Annotated in this window: 20 protein-coding genes; 10 read left to right on the forward strand and 10 right to left on the reverse strand. The window is 69.7% G+C overall.

What is annotated here, in order from left to right:
* Window positions 1-28: 28 nt before the first annotated feature.
* Window positions 29-1,444, reverse strand: a complete 1,416-nt coding sequence (locus MFF24_RS00245; RefSeq protein WP_238221530.1) for a sensor histidine kinase — start codon at window positions 1,442-1,444, stop codon at window positions 29-31.
* A gap of 168 nt (window positions 1,445-1,612) precedes the next feature.
* Between MFF24_RS00245 and MFF24_RS00250 the strand changes: the two genes are divergently transcribed.
* The 7 genes from MFF24_RS00250 to MFF24_RS00280 all read left to right on the forward strand — a co-directional run bounded on the left by MFF24_RS00250 (window position 1,613) and on the right by MFF24_RS00280 (window position 7,444).
* Complete coding sequence (locus tag MFF24_RS00250) at window positions 1,613-2,362, forward strand: pyridoxine 5'-phosphate synthase (protein ID WP_133091106.1); 750 nt, start codon at window positions 1,613-1,615, stop codon at window positions 2,360-2,362.
* A complete protein-coding gene (gene acpS, locus MFF24_RS00255; protein ID WP_133091105.1) occupies window positions 2,359-2,769 on the forward strand; it encodes a holo-ACP synthase in 411 nt (136 codons plus the stop codon). Before MFF24_RS00250 ends, acpS begins: the two co-directional genes overlap by 4 nt.
* A 165-nt stretch (window positions 2,770-2,934) precedes the next feature.
* On the forward strand, window positions 2,935-3,741 hold the full coding sequence (gene lepB, locus MFF24_RS00260) for a signal peptidase I (RefSeq protein WP_108940183.1): 807 nt from the start codon (window positions 2,935-2,937) through the stop codon (window positions 3,739-3,741).
* Window positions 3,704-4,534 (forward strand): ribonuclease III, encoded by an 831-nt coding sequence (gene rnc, locus MFF24_RS00265; protein WP_373322635.1) that lies wholly within the window; start codon window positions 3,704-3,706, stop codon window positions 4,532-4,534. Before lepB ends, rnc begins: the two co-directional genes overlap by 38 nt.
* Window positions 4,535-4,554: 20 nt before the next feature.
* On the forward strand, window positions 4,555-5,499 hold the full coding sequence (era, locus tag MFF24_RS00270; RefSeq protein ID WP_108940185.1) for a GTPase Era: 945 nt from the start codon (window positions 4,555-4,557) through the stop codon (window positions 5,497-5,499).
* A gap of 276 nt (window positions 5,500-5,775) precedes the next feature.
* Window positions 5,776-6,702: a class I SAM-dependent methyltransferase gene (locus MFF24_RS00275; protein ID WP_238221532.1), complete on the forward strand. Its 927-nt coding sequence runs from the start codon at window positions 5,776-5,778 to the stop codon at window positions 6,700-6,702.
* A 13-nt stretch (window positions 6,703-6,715) separates the two neighbouring features.
* Window positions 6,716-7,444, forward strand: a complete 729-nt coding sequence (locus MFF24_RS00280) for a pseudouridine synthase (protein WP_238221534.1) — start codon at window positions 6,716-6,718, stop codon at window positions 7,442-7,444.
* Between the two features lie 55 nt (window positions 7,445-7,499).
* On the opposite strand, the gene MFF24_RS00285 is transcribed toward MFF24_RS00280, so the two are convergent.
* Window positions 7,500-8,123, reverse strand: a complete 624-nt coding sequence (locus MFF24_RS00285; RefSeq protein WP_238221536.1) for a Pr6Pr family membrane protein — start codon at window positions 8,121-8,123, stop codon at window positions 7,500-7,502.
* Between the two features lie 107 nt (window positions 8,124-8,230).
* Here MFF24_RS00285 and MFF24_RS00290 point away from each other — a divergent pair, with 107 nt between their 5' ends.
* Together MFF24_RS00290 and MFF24_RS00295 are read left to right on the forward strand one after the other, a co-directional pair.
* Window positions 8,231-9,022, forward strand: coding sequence for a hypothetical protein (locus MFF24_RS00290; RefSeq protein ID WP_238221538.1), 792 nt, complete (start codon window positions 8,231-8,233; stop codon window positions 9,020-9,022).
* Between the two features lie 210 nt (window positions 9,023-9,232).
* Window positions 9,233-9,535, forward strand: coding sequence for a hypothetical protein (locus MFF24_RS00295; protein ID WP_238221540.1), 303 nt, complete (start codon window positions 9,233-9,235; stop codon window positions 9,533-9,535).
* Window positions 9,536-9,541: 6 nt separating this feature from the next.
* Here the strand turns inward: MFF24_RS00295 and MFF24_RS00300 are convergent, their stop codons facing one another.
* The 8 genes from MFF24_RS00300 to rlmH all read right to left on the reverse strand — a co-directional run bounded on the left by MFF24_RS00300 (window position 9,542) and on the right by rlmH (window position 19,630).
* Window positions 9,542-11,464 (reverse strand): potassium transporter Kup, encoded by a 1,923-nt coding sequence (locus tag MFF24_RS00300; RefSeq protein WP_238221541.1) that lies wholly within the window; start codon window positions 11,462-11,464, stop codon window positions 9,542-9,544.
* A 94-nt stretch (window positions 11,465-11,558) separates the two neighbouring features.
* Complete coding sequence (locus tag MFF24_RS00305) at window positions 11,559-12,212, reverse strand: DUF2939 domain-containing protein (RefSeq protein ID WP_238221543.1); 654 nt, start codon at window positions 12,210-12,212, stop codon at window positions 11,559-11,561.
* Window positions 12,213-12,239: 27 nt separating this feature from the next.
* Window positions 12,240-12,824: an RNA pyrophosphohydrolase gene (locus MFF24_RS00310; RefSeq protein WP_238221545.1), complete on the reverse strand. Its 585-nt coding sequence runs from the start codon at window positions 12,822-12,824 to the stop codon at window positions 12,240-12,242.
* A 142-nt stretch (window positions 12,825-12,966) separates the two neighbouring features.
* Entirely contained in the window at window positions 12,967-14,655 is a 1,689-nt protein-coding gene (locus MFF24_RS00315) for a methyl-accepting chemotaxis protein (protein ID WP_238221547.1), read from the reverse strand.
* Window positions 14,656-15,066: 411 nt separating this feature from the next.
* A complete protein-coding gene (locus MFF24_RS00320) occupies window positions 15,067-16,266 on the reverse strand; it encodes a divergent polysaccharide deacetylase family protein (protein ID WP_238222853.1) in 1,200 nt (399 codons plus the stop codon).
* A 150-nt stretch (window positions 16,267-16,416) separates the two neighbouring features.
* Window positions 16,417-17,739, reverse strand: coding sequence for a S41 family peptidase (locus MFF24_RS00325; protein ID WP_108940196.1), 1,323 nt, complete (start codon window positions 17,737-17,739; stop codon window positions 16,417-16,419).
* Window positions 17,739-19,136 (reverse strand): murein hydrolase activator EnvC family protein, encoded by a 1,398-nt coding sequence (locus tag MFF24_RS00330; protein ID WP_238221548.1) that lies wholly within the window; start codon window positions 19,134-19,136, stop codon window positions 17,739-17,741. The genes MFF24_RS00325 and MFF24_RS00330 overlap by 1 nt, the downstream gene beginning before the upstream one ends.
* Window positions 19,133-19,630, reverse strand: coding sequence for a 23S rRNA (pseudouridine(1915)-N(3))-methyltransferase RlmH (rlmH, locus tag MFF24_RS00335; RefSeq protein ID WP_238221549.1), 498 nt, complete (start codon window positions 19,628-19,630; stop codon window positions 19,133-19,135). Before rlmH ends, MFF24_RS00330 begins: the two co-directional genes overlap by 4 nt.
* Window positions 19,631-19,873: 243 nt before the next feature.
* Between rlmH and MFF24_RS00340 the strand changes: the two genes are divergently transcribed.
* A complete protein-coding gene (locus MFF24_RS00340) occupies window positions 19,874-21,184 on the forward strand; it encodes an MFS transporter (protein ID WP_238221552.1) in 1,311 nt (436 codons plus the stop codon).
* Window positions 21,185-21,424 lie beyond the last annotated feature (240 nt).

A 21,424-nucleotide genomic window follows, 5' to 3' on the forward strand; every position in this document is an offset into this window, starting at 1 on the left:
GGCGGGATGGCACGGGGCCGCGGCAGGGTTACGGCACGGCCGCGGGAAGCTCGATCGTCACCTGGGTGCCGACGCCCTCCTCGCTCTCGATGGTGATCTGCCCACGCAGGGTCGAGACCACGAGATTGTAGACGATGTGCAGGCCGAGCCCGGTGCTGCCCTTGTCGCGGCCGGTCGTGAAGAACGGATCGAAGATGCGCTGCAGGTTCTCCCGCGGGATTCCGCGCCCGTCGTCCCGCACCACCATCCGGATCTGAGACTCGCCGAGGCGGGTGACGTCGATCGTGAGCGTGCCGGGGCGATCCGCGTCGAAGGCGTGGACGCTGGCGTTGAGGGCGAGGTTGCTGACGATCTGCGCCAGCGCGCCGGGATAGGAATCGAGCACGATGCCGTCGGGGCAGGCGAGTCGGACGGCGTGGCCCTTGCGTCGCAGGACCGGATCGAGCGTGCTCATCAGCTCGAAGAGCCAGGACCGGACCTCGAAGCGGCGCCGGTCCTCCGTCGCCTGATCGACCGCGACCTGCTTGAAGTTGTGCACCAGATCGGCGGCCCGCGTCAGGTTGGCGAAGACCAAGGCCGCGCCCTCAGCGAGCCGCTCGACGCTCTGCGTCAGGTCCGAGCGCCGAATCTGCCCGGAGGCGATGGTCCGGCGCAGCCGGGCGAGATCGTGGTCGAAAGCGGTCGAGGTCGTCAGCGCGAGGCCGATGGGCGTGTTGATCTCGTGCGCCACGCCCGCCACGAGTTGACTCAGCGCGGCGAGCTTCTCGGCCTGGACCAGATGGGCCTGGGCGGCCCGCAATTCGGAGAGCCGCGCCTCAGAGCGCTCCGTCTCGACCTGCAACTCCTGCGTCGTCCGGAACTGGCGTCGGGCGCGAAACTCGCGGGCCGCGACCCCGTAGAACGAGAGCGCGTAGGCGGCGCCGAGTTCGGCATTGTTCACCAGCGCCAGACCGGGATTTTCGTGCGCCGCGATCGTCTCGAACAGGGCGAAGCAGGCCCAGGTCAGGACGGCGAAGACGGCGAAAGAGGGCACCCGCAGCGGCAGCAGCGTCGAGACGAACAGGATCACCACGATCAGGCCCGCCGCGCCGTGGTCGAAGCTCGGCCGCAGGAAGACGTAGATCACGCTGAGCACGCAGCCCGGCACGACGCAGTAGACGAGGTAGATCTGTTCCGCGAAGGGTCGGGCACCGGGCCGGGTCAGTAGCAGGGTCGCGGGCAGCAGAACCAGGATGGCCACGGCGAGCCGGAATGCGGTGGCAACTGCCCAGGCGTCCGGGCTGAGGATCCAGTCCATGGCCGAGAACGAGCAGTAGACGAAGGCGCCGAGCACCATCGCGGCCTGGGTGCGGCCGAGGTCATGCAGCGTGAAGCTGCGGACGAACGACCGTTCCTCGTCCGGGTTGTCGAACCGAAGGCCGAGCTGAATCAGCAGCTTGTGCATCGGCTCAGAGCTATACGCCGACAGCGGGCGCGGGCGACGCGAAACCTGATCCGTACCGTGCCTATCCCCAATCCTTCGACGCGTCCGAGCGTCCCAGGACCCTTCCAAGGTCCGGCGGCAGCCGCTACACCGTCAGCCCTTCGGTCCGCCATGCATCGGAAGCCAGCCGTGTCGTCCCTGCGCCTGGGCGTGAACATCGATCACGTCGCCACCGTCCGCAACGCCCGCGGCGGGTTCGCGCCCGATCCGGTGCGCGCCGCCCATGAGGCCGTGGCGGCGGGCGCCGACGGGATCACCGCGCATTTGCGCGAGGATCGCCGCCATATCCGCGACGCCGACATCGCGGCGCTGCGGAAGCTGCCGGTGCCGCTCAACCTCGAAATGGCGGCGACCGACGAGATGGTTGGCATCGCGCTCGCCACGCGGCCGCACGCCGCTTGCCTCGTGCCGGAGAAGCGCGAGGAGCGCACCACCGAGGGCGGCCTCGACATCATCGCCGGACGCGCGCACTTGGCCCCGCGCATCGCGATCCTGGCGGAAGCCGGCATTCGCGTCTCGCTGTTCGTCGAGCCAGACGAGGCGGTGATGGACGCCGCCCACGCGCTGTGCGCGCCCGTGGTCGAGCTGCATACCGGCTCCTATTGCGAGGCAGTGATCGAGGGCGACGAGGCCCGAATCGCCCGCGAACTCGACCGGATCGTGCGCGCCAGCGCCCACGGTGCCGCGCTCGGCCTCGAGATCCATGCCGGCCACGGCCTGACCGTCGAGAGTGTCGGCCCGGTGGCGGCCCTTGCGCAGATCCGCGAGCTGAATATCGGCCATGCGCTGATCGCCGAGGCGATCTTCGTCGGCCTGCGGCAGGCGGTCCACGACATGCGCGCGGCGATGGACCGGGCGCGGCGGCAGGCTGAGCCGTGATCCTCGGTATCGGCACCGATCTCTGCGACATCCGCCGGATCGCGTCCTCGCTCGAACGCTTCGGCGATCGCTTCACCCACCGCGTCTTCACCGATGGCGAGCGGGCGAAATGCGACCGGCGCGCCGCCCGCGCGCCCTCTTACGCCCGGCGCTTCGCGGCCAAAGAGGCCTGCGCCAAGGCGCTCGGCACCGGCATGAGCCAGGGCGTGTTCTGGCGCGACATGGAGGTGGTCAACCTGCCCAGCGGCCAGCCGACCCTGAACCTGACCGGAGGTGCGCGGGAACACCTCGCCCGCATGGTGCCGCAGGGGTACGAGGCGCGCCTCCACCTCACCCTCACCGACGAGCCGCCCCTGGCGCAAGCCTTCGTGATTATTGAGGCCGTGCCCCTCGCAACACCGTCATAGATCGCGGCATCGGCCCCGGCATCGGCTTTTGCGGTTCCATACGCCTCCATCCTCCGCGTTGCGGGGCGGCGCGGCTTAGTCTAGACCCGCCGCCCAGCACGACAGTCCACCGGCCCATGGGCAGCGGCTGCCGAACGACACGGCGGGGCCGGAGGCACACCACTCATGGATACAGGACAAGCGCGCGTGGACCGCGAGGGCAAGACGGAGATCCGGACGGCCGAGCCCGGAACCTGGGCCAGCATCCGGGAAACCGTGAAGGTCGGCGTTCAGGCGCTGCTGATCGCGCTCGTGGTGCGGACGCTGCTGTTCCAGCCGTTCAACATCCCCTCGGGCTCGCTGATCCCGACGCTCCTGATCGGCGATTACCTGTTCGTCTCGAAATACACCTACGGCTACTCGAAATACTCGCTGCCGCTGTCCGAGTACCTGCCGTTCCAGGCGCATGGCCGGGTCTGGGCAGCCGAGCCGAAGCGCGGCGATATCGCCGTGTTCAAGCTGCCAAAAGACAACGCGACCGACTACATCAAGCGGGTGATCGGCCTGCCTGGCGACAAGATCCAGGTGGTCGACGGTGTGCTCAACATCAACGGCAAGCCGGTCAAGCGCGAGCGCATCGCCGATTACGAGACGCTCGACGCCTTCGACCAAGTGGTGAAGGTGCCGCAATACATGGAGACGCTGCCGGGCGGCGTGACGCACCGGGTGATCGAGCGCGACGGCGATCGCGGCTTCTGGGACAACACGGTGGTCTACACGGTGCCGGCCGGCCACTTCTTCATGATGGGCGACAACCGCGACAACTCGACCGATTCGCGCGACCTCGCCAGCGTCGGCTACGTGCCGTTCGAGAACTTCGTCGGCCGGGCCGAGATGATCTTCTTCTCCATCGACGAGCGCACGCCCGCCTGGCAGCTCTGGCGCTGGCCTTCGGATGTGCGCTGGAGCCGCATCTTCTCGACGATCCACTGATGTGACGAACAAGCAGACCCCGACGGGCGACGCCGACACTCCGACTTCCTTATCCAGCCGCGCCCGGCGCGCGCACCGCCCGCGGCCGAGTCTCGCCGTGCTCGAAGAGCGCATCGGCCACGTCTTCGCCGACCCCACCCTGCTGCCGCTCGCGCTCACCCATGTGAGCAAGGCCGGCCAGTCGGGCCGTGTCGGCAGCTACCAGCGCCTCGAATTCCTGGGCGACCGGGTGCTCGGACTCGCGGTGGCCGAGACGCTGTACCGGGCACTGCCCGATGCGGAGGAGGGCGAGCTGTCGCGCCGCCTCGCCGGGCTCGTGCGGCGCGAGACCTGCGCCGCGGTGGCCGAGGCTTGGGAGGTCGGACCGCATCTCAATCTTGGCCCCGGCGAGATCCAGACCGGCGGCCGGCGCAACCAGACCATCCTGGCCGATGTCTGCGAGGCAATCCTCGGCGCGGTGTTTCTCGATGCCGGCTACGAGGCGACCCGGGCGATCGTGCAGCGCGCCTTCCGCCCCGGCGAGGAGACCGCCGCACCGCGCGGGCGCGACGCGAAATCGGCCTTGCAGGAATGGGCGATGGCGCGCAGCCTCGCGATCCCCGTCTACGAAGTGGTGGAGCGTTCCGGTCCCGACCACGCGCCGGTCTTCCGGATCGCGGTGCGGGTCGAAGGTATTGAACCGGGATACGGCGAAGGCGCCTCGAAGCGCGTGGCGGAGCAGGAAGCGGCTCGTGCCGTCCTCGCCCGCGAGAAGATCGGCGGGACACAAGGACAGGATGGATCAGGTGGTTAGGTCGCGAATGGTCGGATCGAATGTCTGAGAACGAGCCGGAACACGAGACGGACGAAGGTGTCCGGCCGCAGGAGACGCGGGCGGGCTTCGTCGCGCTGATCGGCGTGCCGAATGCCGGCAAGTCGACCCTGCTGAACGCGCTGGTCGGTGCCAAGGTCTCGATCGTGTCCCGAAAGGTCCAGACGACGCGGGCGCTGGTGCGCGGCATCGTCATGGAGGGCGACGCGCAGATCGTGCTGGTAGACACCCCCGGCATCTTCGCGCCCAAGCGCCGCCTCGACCGGGCGATGGTGCATTCGGCCTGGAGCGGCGCGGCCGATGCCGACGCGGTCTGCCTGCTGGTCGATGCCCGCAAGGGGGCGGATGAGGAGGTCGAGACCATCCTGCGCCGCCTGCCCGAGGTGAAGCGGCCGAAAATCCTGATCCTCAACAAGATCGACTTGATCGCCCGCGAGCGCTTGCTCGAACTGGTGGCCAAGCTCAACGCGATGGTGCCGTTCGAGGACACCTTCCTGATCTCGGCGCTCAACGGCGACGGCGTCGCCGACCTGCGCAAGGCGCTGGCCGCCCGGATGCCGCCCGGCCCCTGGCTCTACCCGGAAGACCAGATCTCGGACGCGCCGCTGCGGATGCTCGCTGCCGAGATCACGCGCGAAAAGATCTACGATCGGCTCCACGAGGAGCTGCCCTACCGCTCCACCGTCGAGACCGACCAGTGGCAGGTGCGGCCCGACGGCTCGGTGCGGATCGAGCAGACCATCTTCGTCGAGCGCGAGAGCCAGCGCTCGATCGTGCTCGGCAAAGGCGGCCAGACCATCAAGGCGATCGGGCAGGCCGCCCGCATCGAGATTGCCGAGGTCGCCGAGGCCAAGGTCCACCTGTTCCTGCACGTGAAGGTTCGCGAGAACTGGGCCGACGACCCCGCGCGCTATCGCGAGATGGGGCTCGAATTCCCGACCGGCTGACCGATCTGAGTGTCTCTCACGAAACTCCCGCCGCGCTGTCCTCGCAAGAGCGAGAACGGTCGGTGACCGGGAGTTTGGTAAGGTACTCTTGAGGTCAGCAGCCTCCCACCCACCGCCTCATCCTGAGGTGCCGCGCAGCGGTCTCGAAGGATCCTCCCGTTCCCCGCGCGATCCCTGGAAGATCCTTCGCGGCCGCCGCTTCGCGTCGGCACCTCAGGACGAGACAGGGGATGGGAGGAATGATGCGGATTGCCGCGGTTCCAATTCCAAGCCTCCATGCCCCAGACCGACCCTGACATCCGAGCCATTCTCTACAGCCTCCCGCCCGCCGACCTCGCGGCCGTGCCGGACGGCGCTGCCCAGGTCTCGCCGCTGATCCCCGGCTCGGCGCGGCTGGAGGACATCGCCGAGGCGAGCCTGGAGGCCGCCCTGCTGCTGGCTCCGCCCGGCACGGTGGAGCGGCGATACGTCCTGGCGCTTGCCATTCGCGCCCTGCGGCCCGGCGGGCGGCTCGTGGCGCTGGCGCCCAAGGACAAGGGCGGCACGCGGCTCGCCAAGGAGCTACGCGGCTTCGGCTGCGCGGTGACCGACGAGCCGCGCCGTCACCACCGCACCTGCACCGCGACGCGGCCCGAGACGCCCGCCGGCATCGCGGCGGCCATCGAGGCTGGCGCCCCGCGCCACATCGACAACCTCTCGCTCTGCACGCAGCCCGGCATCTTCTCGTGGGACCGGCTCGACCCCGGCTCCGCCCTGCTGCTGCGCCGCCTGCCAGCGCTCGCGGGGCGCGGCGCCGATCTCGGCTGCGGCCTCGGCATCCTGGCGCGCGAGGTTCTGAAATCCGAGAAGGTCGCCGCGCTCGCGCTGATCGACATCGACCGCCGCGCGATCGAGATGGCCCGGCGCAATGTCGGCGATGCGCGGGCCAGCCTGCACTGGGCCGATCTGCGCGGGTCGGAGCCGGCCCTGTCGGGCCTCGATTTCGTCGTCTCCAACCCGCCCTTCCACGACGGCGGCGCCGAGGACCAGGCGCTGGGACAGGTCTTCATCGCCCGCGCGGCGGCGGCCCTGCGGCCGGGCGGCACGCTGCATCTCGTGGCCAACGCCCATCTCCCCTACGAGGGGCCCCTTCGCGCCGCCTTCCGCACCGTCACACCGGTGGTGACAGAGGGGGGCTACAAGCTGTTCGAGGCGCGCAAATGATCGAGGCCCGCACGTGAAGGCGCTCCGCCTCGACCGGCTGCTGGCCAATCTCGGCTACGGCTCGCGCCGGGAGGTCGAGGGGTTGGCCCGCGCCGGGCTCGTCCGCCTCGAGGGTCAGGCCCTGCGGGACGCCTCGCAGCGCATCCCGCTCGAGCCTGACCTATCCGCCCGAATGACGGTGCAGGGGGAGGCGCTCGATCCGCTGCCCGGCCTCTGCCTGATGCTGCACAAGCCGCTCGGCGTCACCTGCTCGCACAAGGAGGCGGGGCCGCTGGTCTACGGCCTGCTGCCCGAGCGCTGGCGGCGGCGCGATCCGGCGCTCTCCACCGTCGGACGCCTCGACAAGGAGACCTCGGGCCTCCTGCTGATGACGGACGACGGCGCGCTGCTGCACCGGATCATCTCGCCGAAGGCCAAGGTCTCCAAGCGCTACCGGGTGAGCCTGGCCCGCCCGCTCCAGGGCGACGAGGCCGCGATCCTCGCCTCCGGAGCGATGATGCTGGAGGGCGAGGACAAGCCGCTCCTGCCGGTGGAGATGGAGACGGACGACCCGACCCACTGCACGGTGACCCTGCACGAGGGGCGCTACCATCAGGTGAGGCGGATGTTCGCCGCCCTCGGCAACCACGTCGATGCGCTCCACCGCGACCGCGTCGGCGGTCTCGCCCTTCCCGCCGACCTGCCGGCGGGAGAGTTCCGCATCCTGGGCCCCGGCGAGATCGCCACCTTGTTCGAGGGGTAGAGGCGAGAGCTTCGTCTTTTTCCGAAAGCCGGCGGCCACCTTTCGGGACGATGCTTCATCCTTCGGCGACCTTGCGCCGGGCGAGGCGCCGGTCGAGCATCACCAGAGCCCAGCCGACCCCGAGGAAGGCCGCCGCGATCGCGCCGGCATAGGCCGCGACCGGACCCCAGCCGATCTTGCCCACGTCGAGGAACGGGTAGGGATAGCGTGCGTCGTAGGCGCCGCGCACCAGGGTGTAGCCGAGATAGATCAGCGGATAGCTCGCAAACAGCACGAGGTCGCGCCCCGCGAGGCGTCCCTTCGGCACGAAGGCGAGCCAGAACAGCGGCACCAGAACCGGCAGGGCCTGGTGGAGCAGGATGTCGCCGACGAGCGCCCCGCCGCGCAGGGTCTTGAGCCCGTAGAGCAGAAGCCGCTGCACAAGTCCGACGAGCAGGGTCGCGAGCACCGCCGTCGCCACGAGCCGGGGCTGAGCCAGCGCCGGCACCCGCAGGGCGATCGCGCCGAACACGACGAGGACGAGGAGCCCGGTCAGGTTCGTGAAGTAGGCGACCATGATCCAGGCGGTGAGCGGCACCGATCCGGTCCGGCCGAACACGTTCGTGAAGCCGGCGGCAACGCCGAGAGCGGCGCAGAGCGCGATCAGCGCGGCGGCGATGCGGGCGTTTCGGGAATCCATGATCGTTCGCGTTGGAGCCGGGGAGGGAAGGGCGTTCTGGCTCTGCTTCGCGACCAAGACGTGACGCGGCTTGACAGGTCCGGTCCCGTGCCGGACGCCACGCCACCGTGCTGCTCGATCTCCTGCATCTCCTAACCACGCCCGCGCCGGCCGCCCAGCGCCGGCTCGGCTACCTACGCGACAGCGTCTGGCTGATGTCGCGGGCGCGGCGTTGCCGCCGGGCCTGGGCGCCGCATCTGGAGGCGAGCCGGGCGGTGATGCGCGCGGCCATCGCCGCGACCGAGCGGGGCGACACCGCCGTGGTGCTGGGCTCCGGGCTCCTGCTCGACGTGCCGCTGGCGGATCTCGCCGCGCGCTTCCGGCGGGTGGTGCTGGTCGATGCCGTTCATCTGCGGCCGGCGCGGCGGGCGATCCGGGCCTTCGCCAACGTCGAGACCCTGACGGCGGATCTCAGCGGCGCGATGGCGCTGATGACGGGCGCCGCGCGCGACCTCGAACCGTGCTTGCCGCCGGTCTGCACCGAGCCGGGCACCGGCCTCGTCATCTCGGCCAACCTCCTCTCGCAGCTGCCGATCCGCCCGGTCGAGCGGCTGGAGGCCTCGCGTCACCCCCTCGGAGCCTGGACGCCGGAGCACGGCGACGCTTTCGGCCGGCGGATCGTCGAGGGCCATCTCAAGGCCCTGGCCGGCCTGAGAGCGCAGGTCTGCCTCGTCACCGACATCGACGAGACCGAGGAGGACCGGCAGGGCCGCGTCCACGCCCGGCACGATCTCCTCTACGGCGCGCGGCTCGGCAATCCTGAGCGGGAATGGACTTGGGAACTCGCGCCGTTCGGCGAGGCGGCCCGCAATCGCCGCCTGATCCACCGTGTCGTCGCCTTTTCCGATTGGCACGGATGAAGGGCGCATCCGGCTCGGGGGGGGCGGAGCGCTGCGGAACTCTCAGAACAAAATAAGAAGAAGGCTTCCATCTCCAGGATGTTCGACATCCCGGAACGGTTTATCTGGCGAAACGGTCCGATCTGATCTCATCGATTGTATCGAGAGAGGGGTTTGTTCGGAAAATATATGCGGATAATTCAGAAAAACCATCCGGGAGGTTTTAGCACGATGCGCCGCTTCTCTGCCCTGTTCCTCGCCGCCGCCTTCGTGCCCGGCGCCGCCCACGCCCTGTCGATGACCGATACGCTGGAGGCATGGCGGCAGAGTCCGGCCATGGACCGCCTTCAACTCGCGACCCGCTTCGGCAAGTCGTTCGTCTCGGTCAACGAGAGCTTCACCGCCGGCTACTTCGTCAGATGCATCGACGACGTCGCGGGCTATTCGAATGCGCAGAAGGCCAAGATCGAGGACGCGGTTCGCGAATGCGTCGCCTCGCAGCTTCGGATGACCGGGAAGGGGGCGGACGAGTAGCCGTCCTCAAATCTCGATCTCGGTGCCGATCTCGATCACCTGATGCGCCGGCACGCAGAAATGGGCGCCGGTGCGTTCGGCGTTGTTCTGCATCACCGCGAACACCGCCTCGCGCCAATCCGACATGCCGCGTCGGTCGGAGACCGGGATGATCGTCTCGTGGCCGACGAAGACGGTGACATCCTCGGTGAACTCCTTCGGAAGGAGGCCGGCGGCCACGGCGCAGTCGAGCCCTTCAGGAATCGAGGCCGATTGCATGAAGCCGTAATGCAGCACCAGGCGTCGGATCTCGGGGGTGATCTCGGTGACGCAGGCACGCTCCTCGCGCGGCACCGTCGGCGTCTCCTCGAACAGGGCGGTCACGATCAGCACGCGAGCGTGCAGCGCGTGCAGGCGCTCGACGAAGCGCATCATCGGCAGCGGGATGCCCTCGGTCGCCGAAGACAGGAAGACGGCCGATCCCGGCAAGGTCGTCGGTGGGTCGCGGCGCAGATCGTCGAGGAACCGCGTCTCCGGCGGGCGTAGCGCCATGCGCGCCTGTTCCAGGCAGGCATTGCCCTTGCGCCAGGTCAGCATCAGGAAGGCGATGAGACCGGCCAGGAGCAGCGGAAACCAGCCGCCTTCGAACAGCTTCACGCTGTTGGCCGAGAGGAAGATCAGGTCGATGACGAGGAAGAAGCCGTTGACCGCGAGCACGACGGGCAGGGCGTAGCCCCATTTGCGGGCGACGAGGCCGGCGAGCAGGGTGGTGATCGCCATGAGAAGCGACACGGCGATGCCGTAGGCGCCCGCCAGCGCATCGGAGGAGCGGAAGATCAGCACCGCCGAGAGCGTCGCGGCGGCGAGCAGCCAGTTCACCAGAGGCACGTAGATCTGGCCGCTCTCGTCCGGGGCGGTGTGGATGATGCGCAGCGGCGGCAGGAAGCCGAGCTGGATCGATTGCCGGGTCAGCGAGAACACGCCTGAGATCACGGCCTGCGAGGCGATGACGGCGGCGAGCGTCGCTAGCCCGATCAGCGGATAGTGCAGGGGGCCCGGCGCGAGGCGGTAGAACGGGTTCTCGGCCGCGGACGGATCGACCAGCAGGATCGCGCCCTGGCCGAAATAGTGGATCACCAGCGCCGGCAGCACGAGGGTGAACCACGCGACGCGGATCGCCCGCGCGCCGAAATGGCCGAGATCGGCATACATCGCCTCGCCGCCGGTGACCGCGAGGAAGGCGGCGCCCAGCATCGCGAAGCCGACATAGAGTCCGGCATGGGCCGTGAACTCCACCGCGCGCAGCGGATTGATCGCGGTGAGGATCTGCGGCGCCTGCGCGATGCCGCCGAGGCCGAGGGCGGCCAGCACGAGAAACCAGACCAGCATCACCGGTCCGAAGATCCGGCCGATGAAGGCGGCCCCCCGGCGCTGCACGAGAAACAGGCCGACGAGGATCGCGAGCGCGATCGGCACGATGAAGCGGCCGAGAGCGGGGGCATCGACCCGCAGGCCCTCGACCGCCGAGAGAACCGAGATCGCCGGGGTGATCGCGCCGTCGCCGTAGAGCAGCGCGGCGCCGACGAGGCCGACGACCAGCAGCAGCGCCTGCCGCGAGCCGGGTCGCGCATGGCGGGCGCCGAGCAGCGCCAGCATCGCCACGATGCCGCCCTCGCCGCGGTTGTCGGCACGAAGGATCAGCACCGCGTATTTCAGCGCGACGACGAGGATCAGCGCCCACAGGATCAGCGAGACCGCGCCGGTCACCGCGACCGGGCTCGGGGGGCCGCCGGGGCTCGCGGCGCGCACCGCCTCCTTGAGGGCGTAGAGCGGGCTCGTGCCGATATCGCCGTAGACGACGCCGAGGGTGGCGATCAGGAGCCCTGCGCCGAGGCGGCGGCCGGGGCCCGACTCCTCGGCACCCGAACTCTGTGCGGCGTTCTGGCTCAAGGCAGCGCTCCGGAAGCGGGGCCGGTCGTCACGGCTCAGCTATGAGAAGCGAGTCCGGCGTCCAGACCACCTTCTTGAGAACTGTCAGGTGATGTCAGGGGCGCGGAGCGGGCGCTTCCGGCGGCGCCTTGTCCGAGGCGGGGCGCCCGTCGCGCAAGCGGGTGGCTGCGGCGACGGCCTTCTCGGCGATGCGGCGGCGCAGGTCGTCGGACAGCTCGATATCGACGAGGCGCCAGCCCCAGTCGCGCAGGCGCAGGCGGATGCGGAACTGCTCGTGACGCGGATGATCGGGCGGCACGGGGATCACCACGGAGCGGAAGCCGCGCATGTCGGAGGAGACGTAGTAGCGCAGGAGCCGGCCGAGATCGGGGATGCGCAGGCCGTCGCGCCGCTCGTGCCGGTTGGCCGGCGCGGCGAGGTCGGCGCCTTGGGGCCAACCGTCATCGAGGAGGTCGATCACCGCTTGCGGGGTCAGCGCCGATTCCATGACCGGCAGCGCCACCGCCGCCGCCGCGTCGGCGATGCGCTGCCGCTCGCGCGGATCGAGGGCGTTGCTGTCGGCCTTGACCGCGGCGCTGATCTGCCGGGCCAGCGACAGGCGCAGCGTGCGGAAGTTGACGCGCTGCTCGATCGCGGCGGCGTCGCCCGCCTGCACCGCCGCGGCGAAGCCGTAGAGCGACCAGAACGGCGTCAGCGTGTAGGCGAACCAAGCCGCCACCGCGAGAAGGGGAATGAGCCACCACCGCATCGGATCAGCCGCGGATGCGCGGAAGCATCATGCCGAGTTATCCTCGGCGTCTCGCTCGGTGCCTTGCCAGCCGGTCAGCCCGGAGAAAGCGGCGACGACGCCCTCGTAGACCGGACGCTTGAAGGGGATGATGAGATCCGGCAGCGCCTCCAGCCGCTCCCAGCGCCACGCCTCGAATTCGGGCTTGTGGCGACCGCCACCGGGGGCATCCACGTCGATCACCGCCTCGCTGCCGGTCAGGCCGAAGGCGAACCATTTCTGGCGCTGGCCGCGATAGCGGCCCTTCCAGGCCTGCTTCATGACCGCCGGCGGCAGGTCGTAGGCGAGCCAGTCGCGGGTCTCGCCGAGCAGCGTGACGGCGTCGGCCGGCACGTTGGTCTCCTCGTGGAGTTCGCGCAGCGCCGCGGCGAGGGGCTCTTCCCCGTCATCGATGCCGCCCTGCGGCATCTGCCACGCGCGGTCGCCGTCGACGTGCTCGGGGCCCGCCTCGCGCTTGCGCCGCCCGATGAAGACGAGGCCGTCACGGTTGAACAGGGCGACGCCCACGCAGGGGCGATAGGGCAGCGCGCTGCCTTCCGGCAGGCGCAGGAGGTCGTCGTTGGGGCGGGTCATCGCGGGCTCGTGCTGGCGGCGCGACCATAGGTGGCCGAACCGGTGCGGGCAACGCCGACCTGCCGCCCATCGCAGGCCGCAAAACGAAGGCGGGCGCGGCCTCGGCCGCGCCCGCCTTCGTGCCGGCTGTTCCCGCAATCGGTCAGGCGGCGCGCACGTTCGCCAGGAAGCGGCCGACCTCCGTTGAGAGATGCTCGGATTGGCGCGACAGTTCGGAGGAGGCGGCGAGCACTTCGGCGGCGGTCGCTCCGGCCTCCTCGGCGGCCTGGGCCACGCCGGCGATGTTGCTCGTCACCTCGCCCGCGCCCATCGCCGCCTGGGCGACGTTGCGCACAATCTCTTGTGTCGCCGCGCCCTGCTGCTCCACCGCCGCGGCGATCGAGGCGGCCACCGCGCTGATTTCCTCGATCCGCCCGGTGATGCTGCCGATGGCCGAGACCGCGTGGCCGGTGGTCTCCTGGATCCGGCCGATCTGGCCGGAGATCTCCTCGGTCGCCCGCGCGGTCTGGTTGGCGAGTTCCTTGACCTCCGCCGCGACCACGGCGAAGCCTCGTCCCGCCTCGCCGGCGCGGGCCGCCTCGATGGTGGCGTTGAGCGCGAGCAGGTTGGTCTGGCCGGCGATCGTGGTGATCATGGTGACGACGTCGCCGATCTTGGCAACCGCCGCGCTCAGCGCCCGGACATGGGCGGCCGTCTGCGCCGCCTCACCGACCGCGGCCTGGGCGAGGCTCGACGAACCGCTGACCTGCCGGCTGATCTCCTGCACCGAAGCACCCAGTTCCTCGGTCGCCGCGGCGACGGTGTTGACGTTCGTGGCTGCCTCCTCGGCGGCCGCCGCCACGCTGACCGACTGGCTGGCGGTCCGGGTGGCGGCGCCGGTCATGCCGTGGGCCGAGCCCTGCAATTGCGAGGCGGCGGACGAGACGAGGCTGACGACGCCGCCAACGGCGCCCTCGAGCCGCTCGGCCATCTCGCGCATCGCCACCTTGCGCTGCGCCTCGGCGCCGGCGCGGGCCGCGGCACTTTCCTCTTCGAGGCTGCGCATGCGGATCAGGCCGTCCTTGAAGATCTGGACCGCGTCCGCGATCGACCCGATCTCGGTCCGCTGACCCTGATGCGGGATCGAGACCGAGACGTCGCCCGCGGCCAGAGCCTGCATCGGCCCGACAACGGAGGCGATGCCGCGGGTAACGCCGCGAATGATCAGCACGGCGAGCAAGATAGCGAGGGCAACGCCGAGGACGAGAACGGCGAGGCCGATCGTCCGGACGCGCTGGTACATGACCTCGCCCGCTTCCATTGCGCGGGCGGCGCCCTCGTTGTTGAGGGCGATCAGCTTCTCCAGAGCGTTCGACATCGCCCGGCGCGGCGCCAGACCCTTCGCTTCGTAATAGGTGAAGGCCTCCGCCTTACGCCCCTGGCGCGAGAGATCCATCACGTTCCGCCGCTCCGCATCGAAGGCAGCGGCCTCGCGCGCAAAGGTCTCATAGAGCGCCCGCTCCTCCGCAGTCGCGATCAGGGGCTCGTAGGCCGCACGCTTGTCGGCGATCAGCTTGCCGAAGCGCTCGAAATCCTTGTCCATGGCCGGGATCATCTGCGGATCGAGGGCCTGGGTGTGCCGCAGCATCACGCCGTTCATCCGTGCCGACGCGGTGTCGATCTCGCCGAGCAGGCGCACGCTCGGAAGCCAGTTGCGCTCGATGTCGAGCGCCTGATCGCGCATCGTCTGCGTGCCGACGAGACCGAGGATGCCCAGGCCGACAAGGAGGACCGTCAGTAGCGCGAAGGCGCCGATCAGCTTGCTGCGGATGGGAAGCGTTTGGAGGGACACGGATGAGCTCCGACAGGACGACTCGGTCCGAATTGGTCGGTCGAGCGGCATAATCCTGCCGGTAAACACTTACCGGATCACAAATTGCCCATCGAACTTCGTGCTACCGATTGGATTAAAACCGGATGCGATCCTCGCGACGATGGTAAACTATCAAATGATAGGTTAGAAATACCATCCCTGCGTGTAACAATCTGCTGGAAGTCGCGATCGGGTATCGGCCTGTCGAGAATTCGTGATCGACGAGCGGCCGGCAGGAGAAGGTCGGAGGCGATGCGAAGCACCTCGCCCGTGGTCGGCTCCGGTCCCGTTCGAAGCGACGAGCAGGATGCGCGATCCGGTCCGATGCGCCGGAGCCCGGCCTCGTATCGTCCTCTTCGGCGGTCGGTGATCGTCTTTCAGGATGATCGGCTAAGGGGCCGCGCTCGATAATTTGGCGACGCCGCCGGGGCGGCGCAGGATCGCGCTGATCGGCACGAGCCGGATGCCCCGCGCCTCGAGATCACGGGACCAGCGCGACAGGCGGTCGATCGTCAGAGGTGAGGCGCCGGCGGAGGCCAGCACGAGACCCTTCTGCCGAGCCAACGTCTCCAGGCGGGCGAGTTCCGCGTCGATGGCGTCGGGACGGGCGACGGCGTCGATCACCACCTCGGCACGGGCCGTCGGAAGCTTGGTCTTGGCCGCGACACCCGCGGCCTGCGAGCCGGTGGCCGCCCCGTCATCCACGAAACCGAGCCCGCGGGCGGAAAGATCCTTCAGCACCGGCTCCAGGGCGCCGGGCTCGCTCATCAACTTGCCGCCCATGAAGTTCACGGCGCCGATGAAGCCGGGAAACCGGCTCATCGCCCACGCCGCCCGATCGAGGTTCTCGCCCGGTCGGGCCGTGGCCAGAAGCGTCTGCGGTCCGGGATCGCTGTCGGGGTAGTCGAACGGCTCCATCGGCAGTTGGAGCAGGATCTCGTGACCGGCCTCGCGGGCGCGGGTGGCGGTCTTCTCCAAGTCGCCGCCATAGGGCGAGAGCGCGAGGCTCACCGCTGCGGGCAGCCGGGCGATGGCACCGAGGGTGGCGTTCTCGCCGATGCCGAGACCGGAGACGAGGACGGCGATACGCGGCCCGGACCCGGGCTCGTCCGGGCGGGCGTAGATGTCGAGGGGGCGGAGCCGACCCTCGCCGAGGCGGGGCAGGGGCCCGTGGCGCCCGCGCTCGGTCAGGCGCGGATCGGGCGCGGGCGCGAGCTTCACCTGGGAGGCGTTCGGGACGCGGATGATGACCGGTGCATCGGGCGCCGTCGAACCGTCGGGGCGGAAGACGGTGACGCCGGAGGCCTGCTCGACCTCGCTCGCGGATTGGGCGGGACCCTTCGGCGCGGGCGGTGCCACGTCGGTCACGCGGGAGGCCGGGGCTTCGCGGATCTCGATCTGCGCCTGCGCCCGAGGCTCGCCGCCACGGGGATCGCCGGTAAGCGCGATACCGCCTGCCAGGAGGACGAGCGCCAGGACCCCGGCACCGGCGGCCATGCCTGCGGACGGAGGCAGGGCGAAGCGCGGCCGGGCCGCCTTGTCCGCGACACCGAGGGGCTTCGTCAGGATGTCGTCGGCCGCGTCGCTCACCCGCCGTCCCGCCTCTTTGGCGTAGATTGGACGACCGGACCCGGCCTTCAACGAGAAACGGCCCGCAATCCCGGTCTGACCGGTATTGCGGGCCGTCATGGTTAATCTTTCGCTAACTTCGCGGCGGATCCCCGCCGCGGGCCGGCACAATCAGTTCTGCGTCGCCGGCTTCGTCACGTTGGCCGCACCCTTCTGGATGCCATGCAGGAAGTCGACGGCGGCGATGAGCTGCTTGTCCTTGGCCGGATCCGGCGGGATGTAGGCCGAGGAACCGCCGCGCTCCTCGGTGTCCTTCTGCTTCAGGTGGCCCTTCAGGCCGGCCTCGCCCTTGGTCTCGTCCTTGCCCTTAAGATCGTCGGGCACCTCCTGCAGCACCTCCTGATCCGGCTCGATCCCCTTGGCCTGGATCGAGCGGCCGGACGGCGTGTAGTAGCGCGCGGTGGTGAGGCGCAGGGCGCCCTGGCCGCCGAGCGGGATGATCGACTGCACCGAGCCCTTGCCGAAGGAGCGCGTGCCCATGATGGTCGCGCGCTTGTGATCCTGCAGGGCGCCGGCCACGATCTCGGAGGCCGAGGCCGCGCCGCCGTTCACCAGCACGACGATCGGCTTGCCCTTGGCCAGGTCACCGGCCTTGGCGGAGAAGCGCTGCGTCTCGTCCGGGTTGCGGCCGCGGGTCGAGACGATCTCGCCGCGGTCGAGGAAGGCGTCGGAGACCATCACCGCCTGATCGAGCAGGCCGCCGGGATTGTTGCGCAGATCGAGGACGTAGCCCTTGAGCTTGTCGCCGCCGATCTCGCTCTGGAGCTTGTCGATGGCGGTCTTCAGGCCGTCATAGGTCTGCTCGTTGAACTGGGTCAGGCGGACGTAGCCGACATCGCCGCTCTCGACCTTCGAGCGCACGGGGCGGATCTTGATCACGTCGCGCGTTAGCGAGACGTCGATGGGATCCTTGGCCTCCTTGCGGGAGATCTTCAGCTTCACCGTGGAGTTCACGGGGCCGCGCATCTTGTCGACGGCCTGGTTCAGGGTGAGGCCCTGGACCTGATCCTCGTCGATCTGGGTGATGATGTCGTTGGCGAGCAGGCCGGCCTTGGAGGCGGGGGTGTCGTCGATCGGCGAGACCACCTTGATCAGGCCGTCCTCCATCGTGACCTCGATGCCGAGGCCGCCGAACTCACCCTTGGTCGTCGTCTGCATGTCGCGGAAGGCTTTCGCGTCCATGTAGCTGGAATGCGGATCGAGCGAGGTCAGCATGCCGTTGACGGCCGACTCGATCAGCTTTGCTTCCTCGGGCTTCTCGACGTAGTCGGTCCGCACCTTCTCGAACACGTCGCCGAACAGGCTCAGCTGCCGGTAGGTTTCCGCCGAGGCCGCGATGGCGCTCGTGCCGGAGAGGAGCTGGGTCTGGGTCGACAGGGCCGAGGCGCCGATGCCGAGGGCCGCGCCGAGCAACACGAGGGACACTTTGCGCATTATCCGCGAACCTTCTCGCTGGAACTTCTCGCCCACCACGGCTCCGGATCGATGGAGCCGCCGTCTTTTCTGAACTCGACGTACAGGACGGGATCAATCCGATCATCGTCCTTCTGTGACGCAGCCTGCGTCACGTTCGCTGGCGTGCTTGCCGGGGAGCCGCTGCCCTCGCCCATCACGGCCACCGGTTCGCCCGCCAGTACGAACTGGCCGACCTCGACGTTGATCTGATCCATCCCCGCGAGCAACAGATAGTAGCCGTCGCCCGCATTGATGATCAAGAGTCGGCCGTAGGAGCGGAAGGGGCCGGCGAACGACACCCAGCCGTCCGCCGGGGAGGACACGACTGCCCTGGCCCGCGTCCGCAGCGAGATGCCGCGGGTGGTGCCGCCCTGGCCGTCGGGCTGGTTGAAGCCGCGCACGAGCGTGCCGCTCACCGGCCTGGGCAGATCGCCGCGGGCTTCCGTGAACTTCACCTTGGGCGCGAGCCGCGCCGGATCGCGGGCGCTGGCGGCAGCGAACTTGTCCTGGATCGCCCGCTGCTCCCGCTCGGCGGCGGCGCGGACGGCGTCGGTGGCGCGGCGCGCGCTCGACAGCTCGCTCTCCATCCGCTCCACGAGATCCTTGAGGGATTTGGCTTGGGCGCCGAGTTCGGCGCTCTTCTGGCGCTCGGCGGTGAGGCTCGTCTCGACCTCCGCCTGACGGCTGCGGCGGGCGGCGATCAGCGCGTCGAGGCGCTGGCGCTCGGCGGCCCAGCCCGCGAGATCCTTCTTCAGCGCCTCGCGGTCGGCCGCGATGAGGCCACGTACGCGGACCAACTCGGTGAGGTCGCCGGCCAGCGTATCCGCCTCGCCGCGCAGCTCCGGCACCACGGCACCGAGCATCATCGAGGTGCGGATCGCCGCCAGCACGTCCTCGGGCCGCACCAGCACGGCGGGCGGCGGGCGCCGGCCCATGCGCTGGAGCGCGGCCAAGATCTCGGCGATGACCGCCCGGCGCGCCTCCAGCGACTTGCGGATTGCCGCGTCGCTGTCGGTCAGCGCCCGCAGGCGCTCCTCCAGCCGGTTCATCCGGTCCTCAGTCGCCTGGGCCTGGCGCCCGGCATCGAGCAGGGCGGCGCTGAGCTTGGTCCGATCGGAGCCGATCGCGCTGATCTCGGACTCGAGCGCCGCCCGGTTGCCGCTGCTGGCCGCCAGCGCCTCCTCGATCTGCTTCAGGCTCTGGGCGCGCCGGTCCCGCTCCTCCTGCGTGCGCCGCATCGCCTCCGGATCGGGGGGCGTCTGCGCGCACACAGGCAGGGTGGGGCCGCCCGCGAGGCAGGCGAGCGCCATCAGCAGGGCAGCGGGCTTAGCCGTTCGGGTCGTCGGCCTCGGGTCGGCGTTCACCGGTGCTCTCATGCCTCGGGATCGCCCCGGTGGTAGGGGTGTCCGGCCAGGATGGTCAGGGCCCGGTAGACCTGCTCGAGGGCGAGCACGCGCACCAGACCGTGCGGCAGTGTCGCCGCTCCGAAGGCGAGAATATGGTCGGCGCGTGCCCGCACGCTCTCGTGAAGGCCGTCGGCCCCGCCGATGACGAGAACGAGGCTGCTCCGCCCCGCGTCGCGCCAGGCCCCGATTTTGTCCGCGATCCGCTCGCTCGGCCAGTCGGAGCGGCCGCGCTCGTCGCAGGCGATCACCGCCGCGTCGCCCGGCACGAGGGCGAGGATCGCGGCCGCTTCCTCGGCGACGCGGTCGGCGGCCCGGCGCGCGCGCGATTCAGGAATCTCGGCAAGCTCGCAGGCCGCGACGCCGAGGCTCTTGCCGAGCGCGACCGCGCGCTCGCGGTAGCGGGCGGCGAGATCCCGCTCCGGCCCGTTCTTCAGGCGTCCGATGGCGACGACGAGCAGGCGCAAGAGGCGTGGACAGTTTCAAGAGACGCGATACCTGCGCCCGATAGCACGATCGGACCGGGGACCGGGAGCCGGCCGGCTCAAGAAAACGTGGCCGGCAACAGGCGGCGGTCCGGCGCATGCGTCGCCCGGCGGGGGTGGCGGCTTTGCGGCGGCGACCTAACTGCCGCCCGCAACCGACGCGCCTTGCCCGGAACCCGCCTCCCGCCGCGCCTCGACCATCCGGGACCTCACGACAGGATCACGATGCACTCGCCCGTCAGCGCCGCGCCGACGCGCCTCGACCGCAAGGCCGTAGGCGCCGTCGTTCTCGGCAACGCCCTCGAATTCTACGACTTCACCATCTACGCCTTCTTCGCCCAATCGATCGGCGCGACCTTCTTCCCTTCGGACAGCCCGACCGACAGCCTGCTCGCCTCGCTGGCCCTGTTCGGGATCGGCTACGTGATGCGGCCCGTGGGCGGTGTGCTGATCGGCGCGTTCGCCGATCGGGCCGGGCGCAAGCCGGCCATGCTCATCACCATCGCGCTGATGGCCATCGGCATGCTGATGCTGGCGGCTTGCCCCGGTACGGCGACCATCGGTGGCTGGGCTCAGGTGATCGTGATCGTCGGGCGGCTGATCCAGGGGCTGGCGCTCGGCGGCGAGGTCGGGCCTTCGACCGCCTTCCTGATCGAGGCCGCCCCGGCCCGCCACCGCGGCTTCGTCACGAGCTGGCAGATCGCCAGCCAGGGCTGCGCCGCCCTGTTCGCCGGTCTCTTCGCCACCGTGCTGACGGTTATCCTCGGCGATACGGCCATGGCCGATTGGGGCTGGCGGCTGATGTTCGGCCTCGGCCTCCTCGTCGTGCCGGTCGGCCTCGTGATCCGCAGCCACCTGCCGGAGACCGCGGGCGAGGGCCACGACCCCGCCGTCGCCGCCTCTACGGGCGCGGTGCTCGGCCGGCTGCTGCGCCGGCACGGGCGGATGCTCGGCCTCACCTTCCTCGTCATCGCCGCCTCCACCGTGTCGAATGCGGTGGGCACCAACATGCCGGTCTATGCCGGGGCGACGCTCGGCCTCTCGGAGATGGCCGCCAACGCCGTGCCGATCGCGCTGGGACTGGCCTCGGTGATCTTCCCGCTGCTGGGCGGCTGGCTGGCCGACCGGTTCGGGCGCAAGCCGGTCATGGTCTGGCCGAGGGCGCTGATCCTCGTGCTCGCCGTGCCGGCCTTCCTGTGGATGCTGCGGGAGCCGAGCGCGTTCAGCGTCTATGCCGTCACCTTCCTGCTCTCGGCCCTGTCCTCGATCAACGCGGCCGCGATCATCGTCGCCATCCCGGAGGCCCTGCCGCGGGCGGTGCGTAGCGCCGGGCTGTCCATCGTCTACGCCCTGTCGGTCTCGATCTTCGGCGGCAGCACCAACTACGTTGTGAACTGGCTGATCGCCGCGACCGGCGACCGGATGGCGCCGGCCTACTACCTCGCCGCCTTCAGCCTCGTCGGCACCGCTGCCGCCTTGTTGCTGCCGGAGACGCGGGGCCGCGACATCCATGTCGATACGGCAACACGCGGATGAACCGTCCCGACTTTCGTCGCTCTAGGCGGGTGTCGATTGGGCTGCCGGCTGCGGCGCACATGTTGTTGCGAAGCGGCATGTCCTGAAAGGCCCTCAGGTACGACGGTCTCGGCAGCCTATTCATGGGTTGGATTTTTCCAGTGCAATAAAATTTTAGGAGGTATCGGACCAAGTACATTCTACTGGGAAGGATACGTGCTTAACATGTTGCTGGCTCGGTATTCGGTCGTCGGTAAGATA

It is taken from the genome of Methylorubrum aminovorans (genome assembly GCF_022179725.1).
GTDB lineage: Bacteria > Pseudomonadota > Alphaproteobacteria > Rhizobiales > Beijerinckiaceae > Methylobacterium > Methylobacterium aminovorans.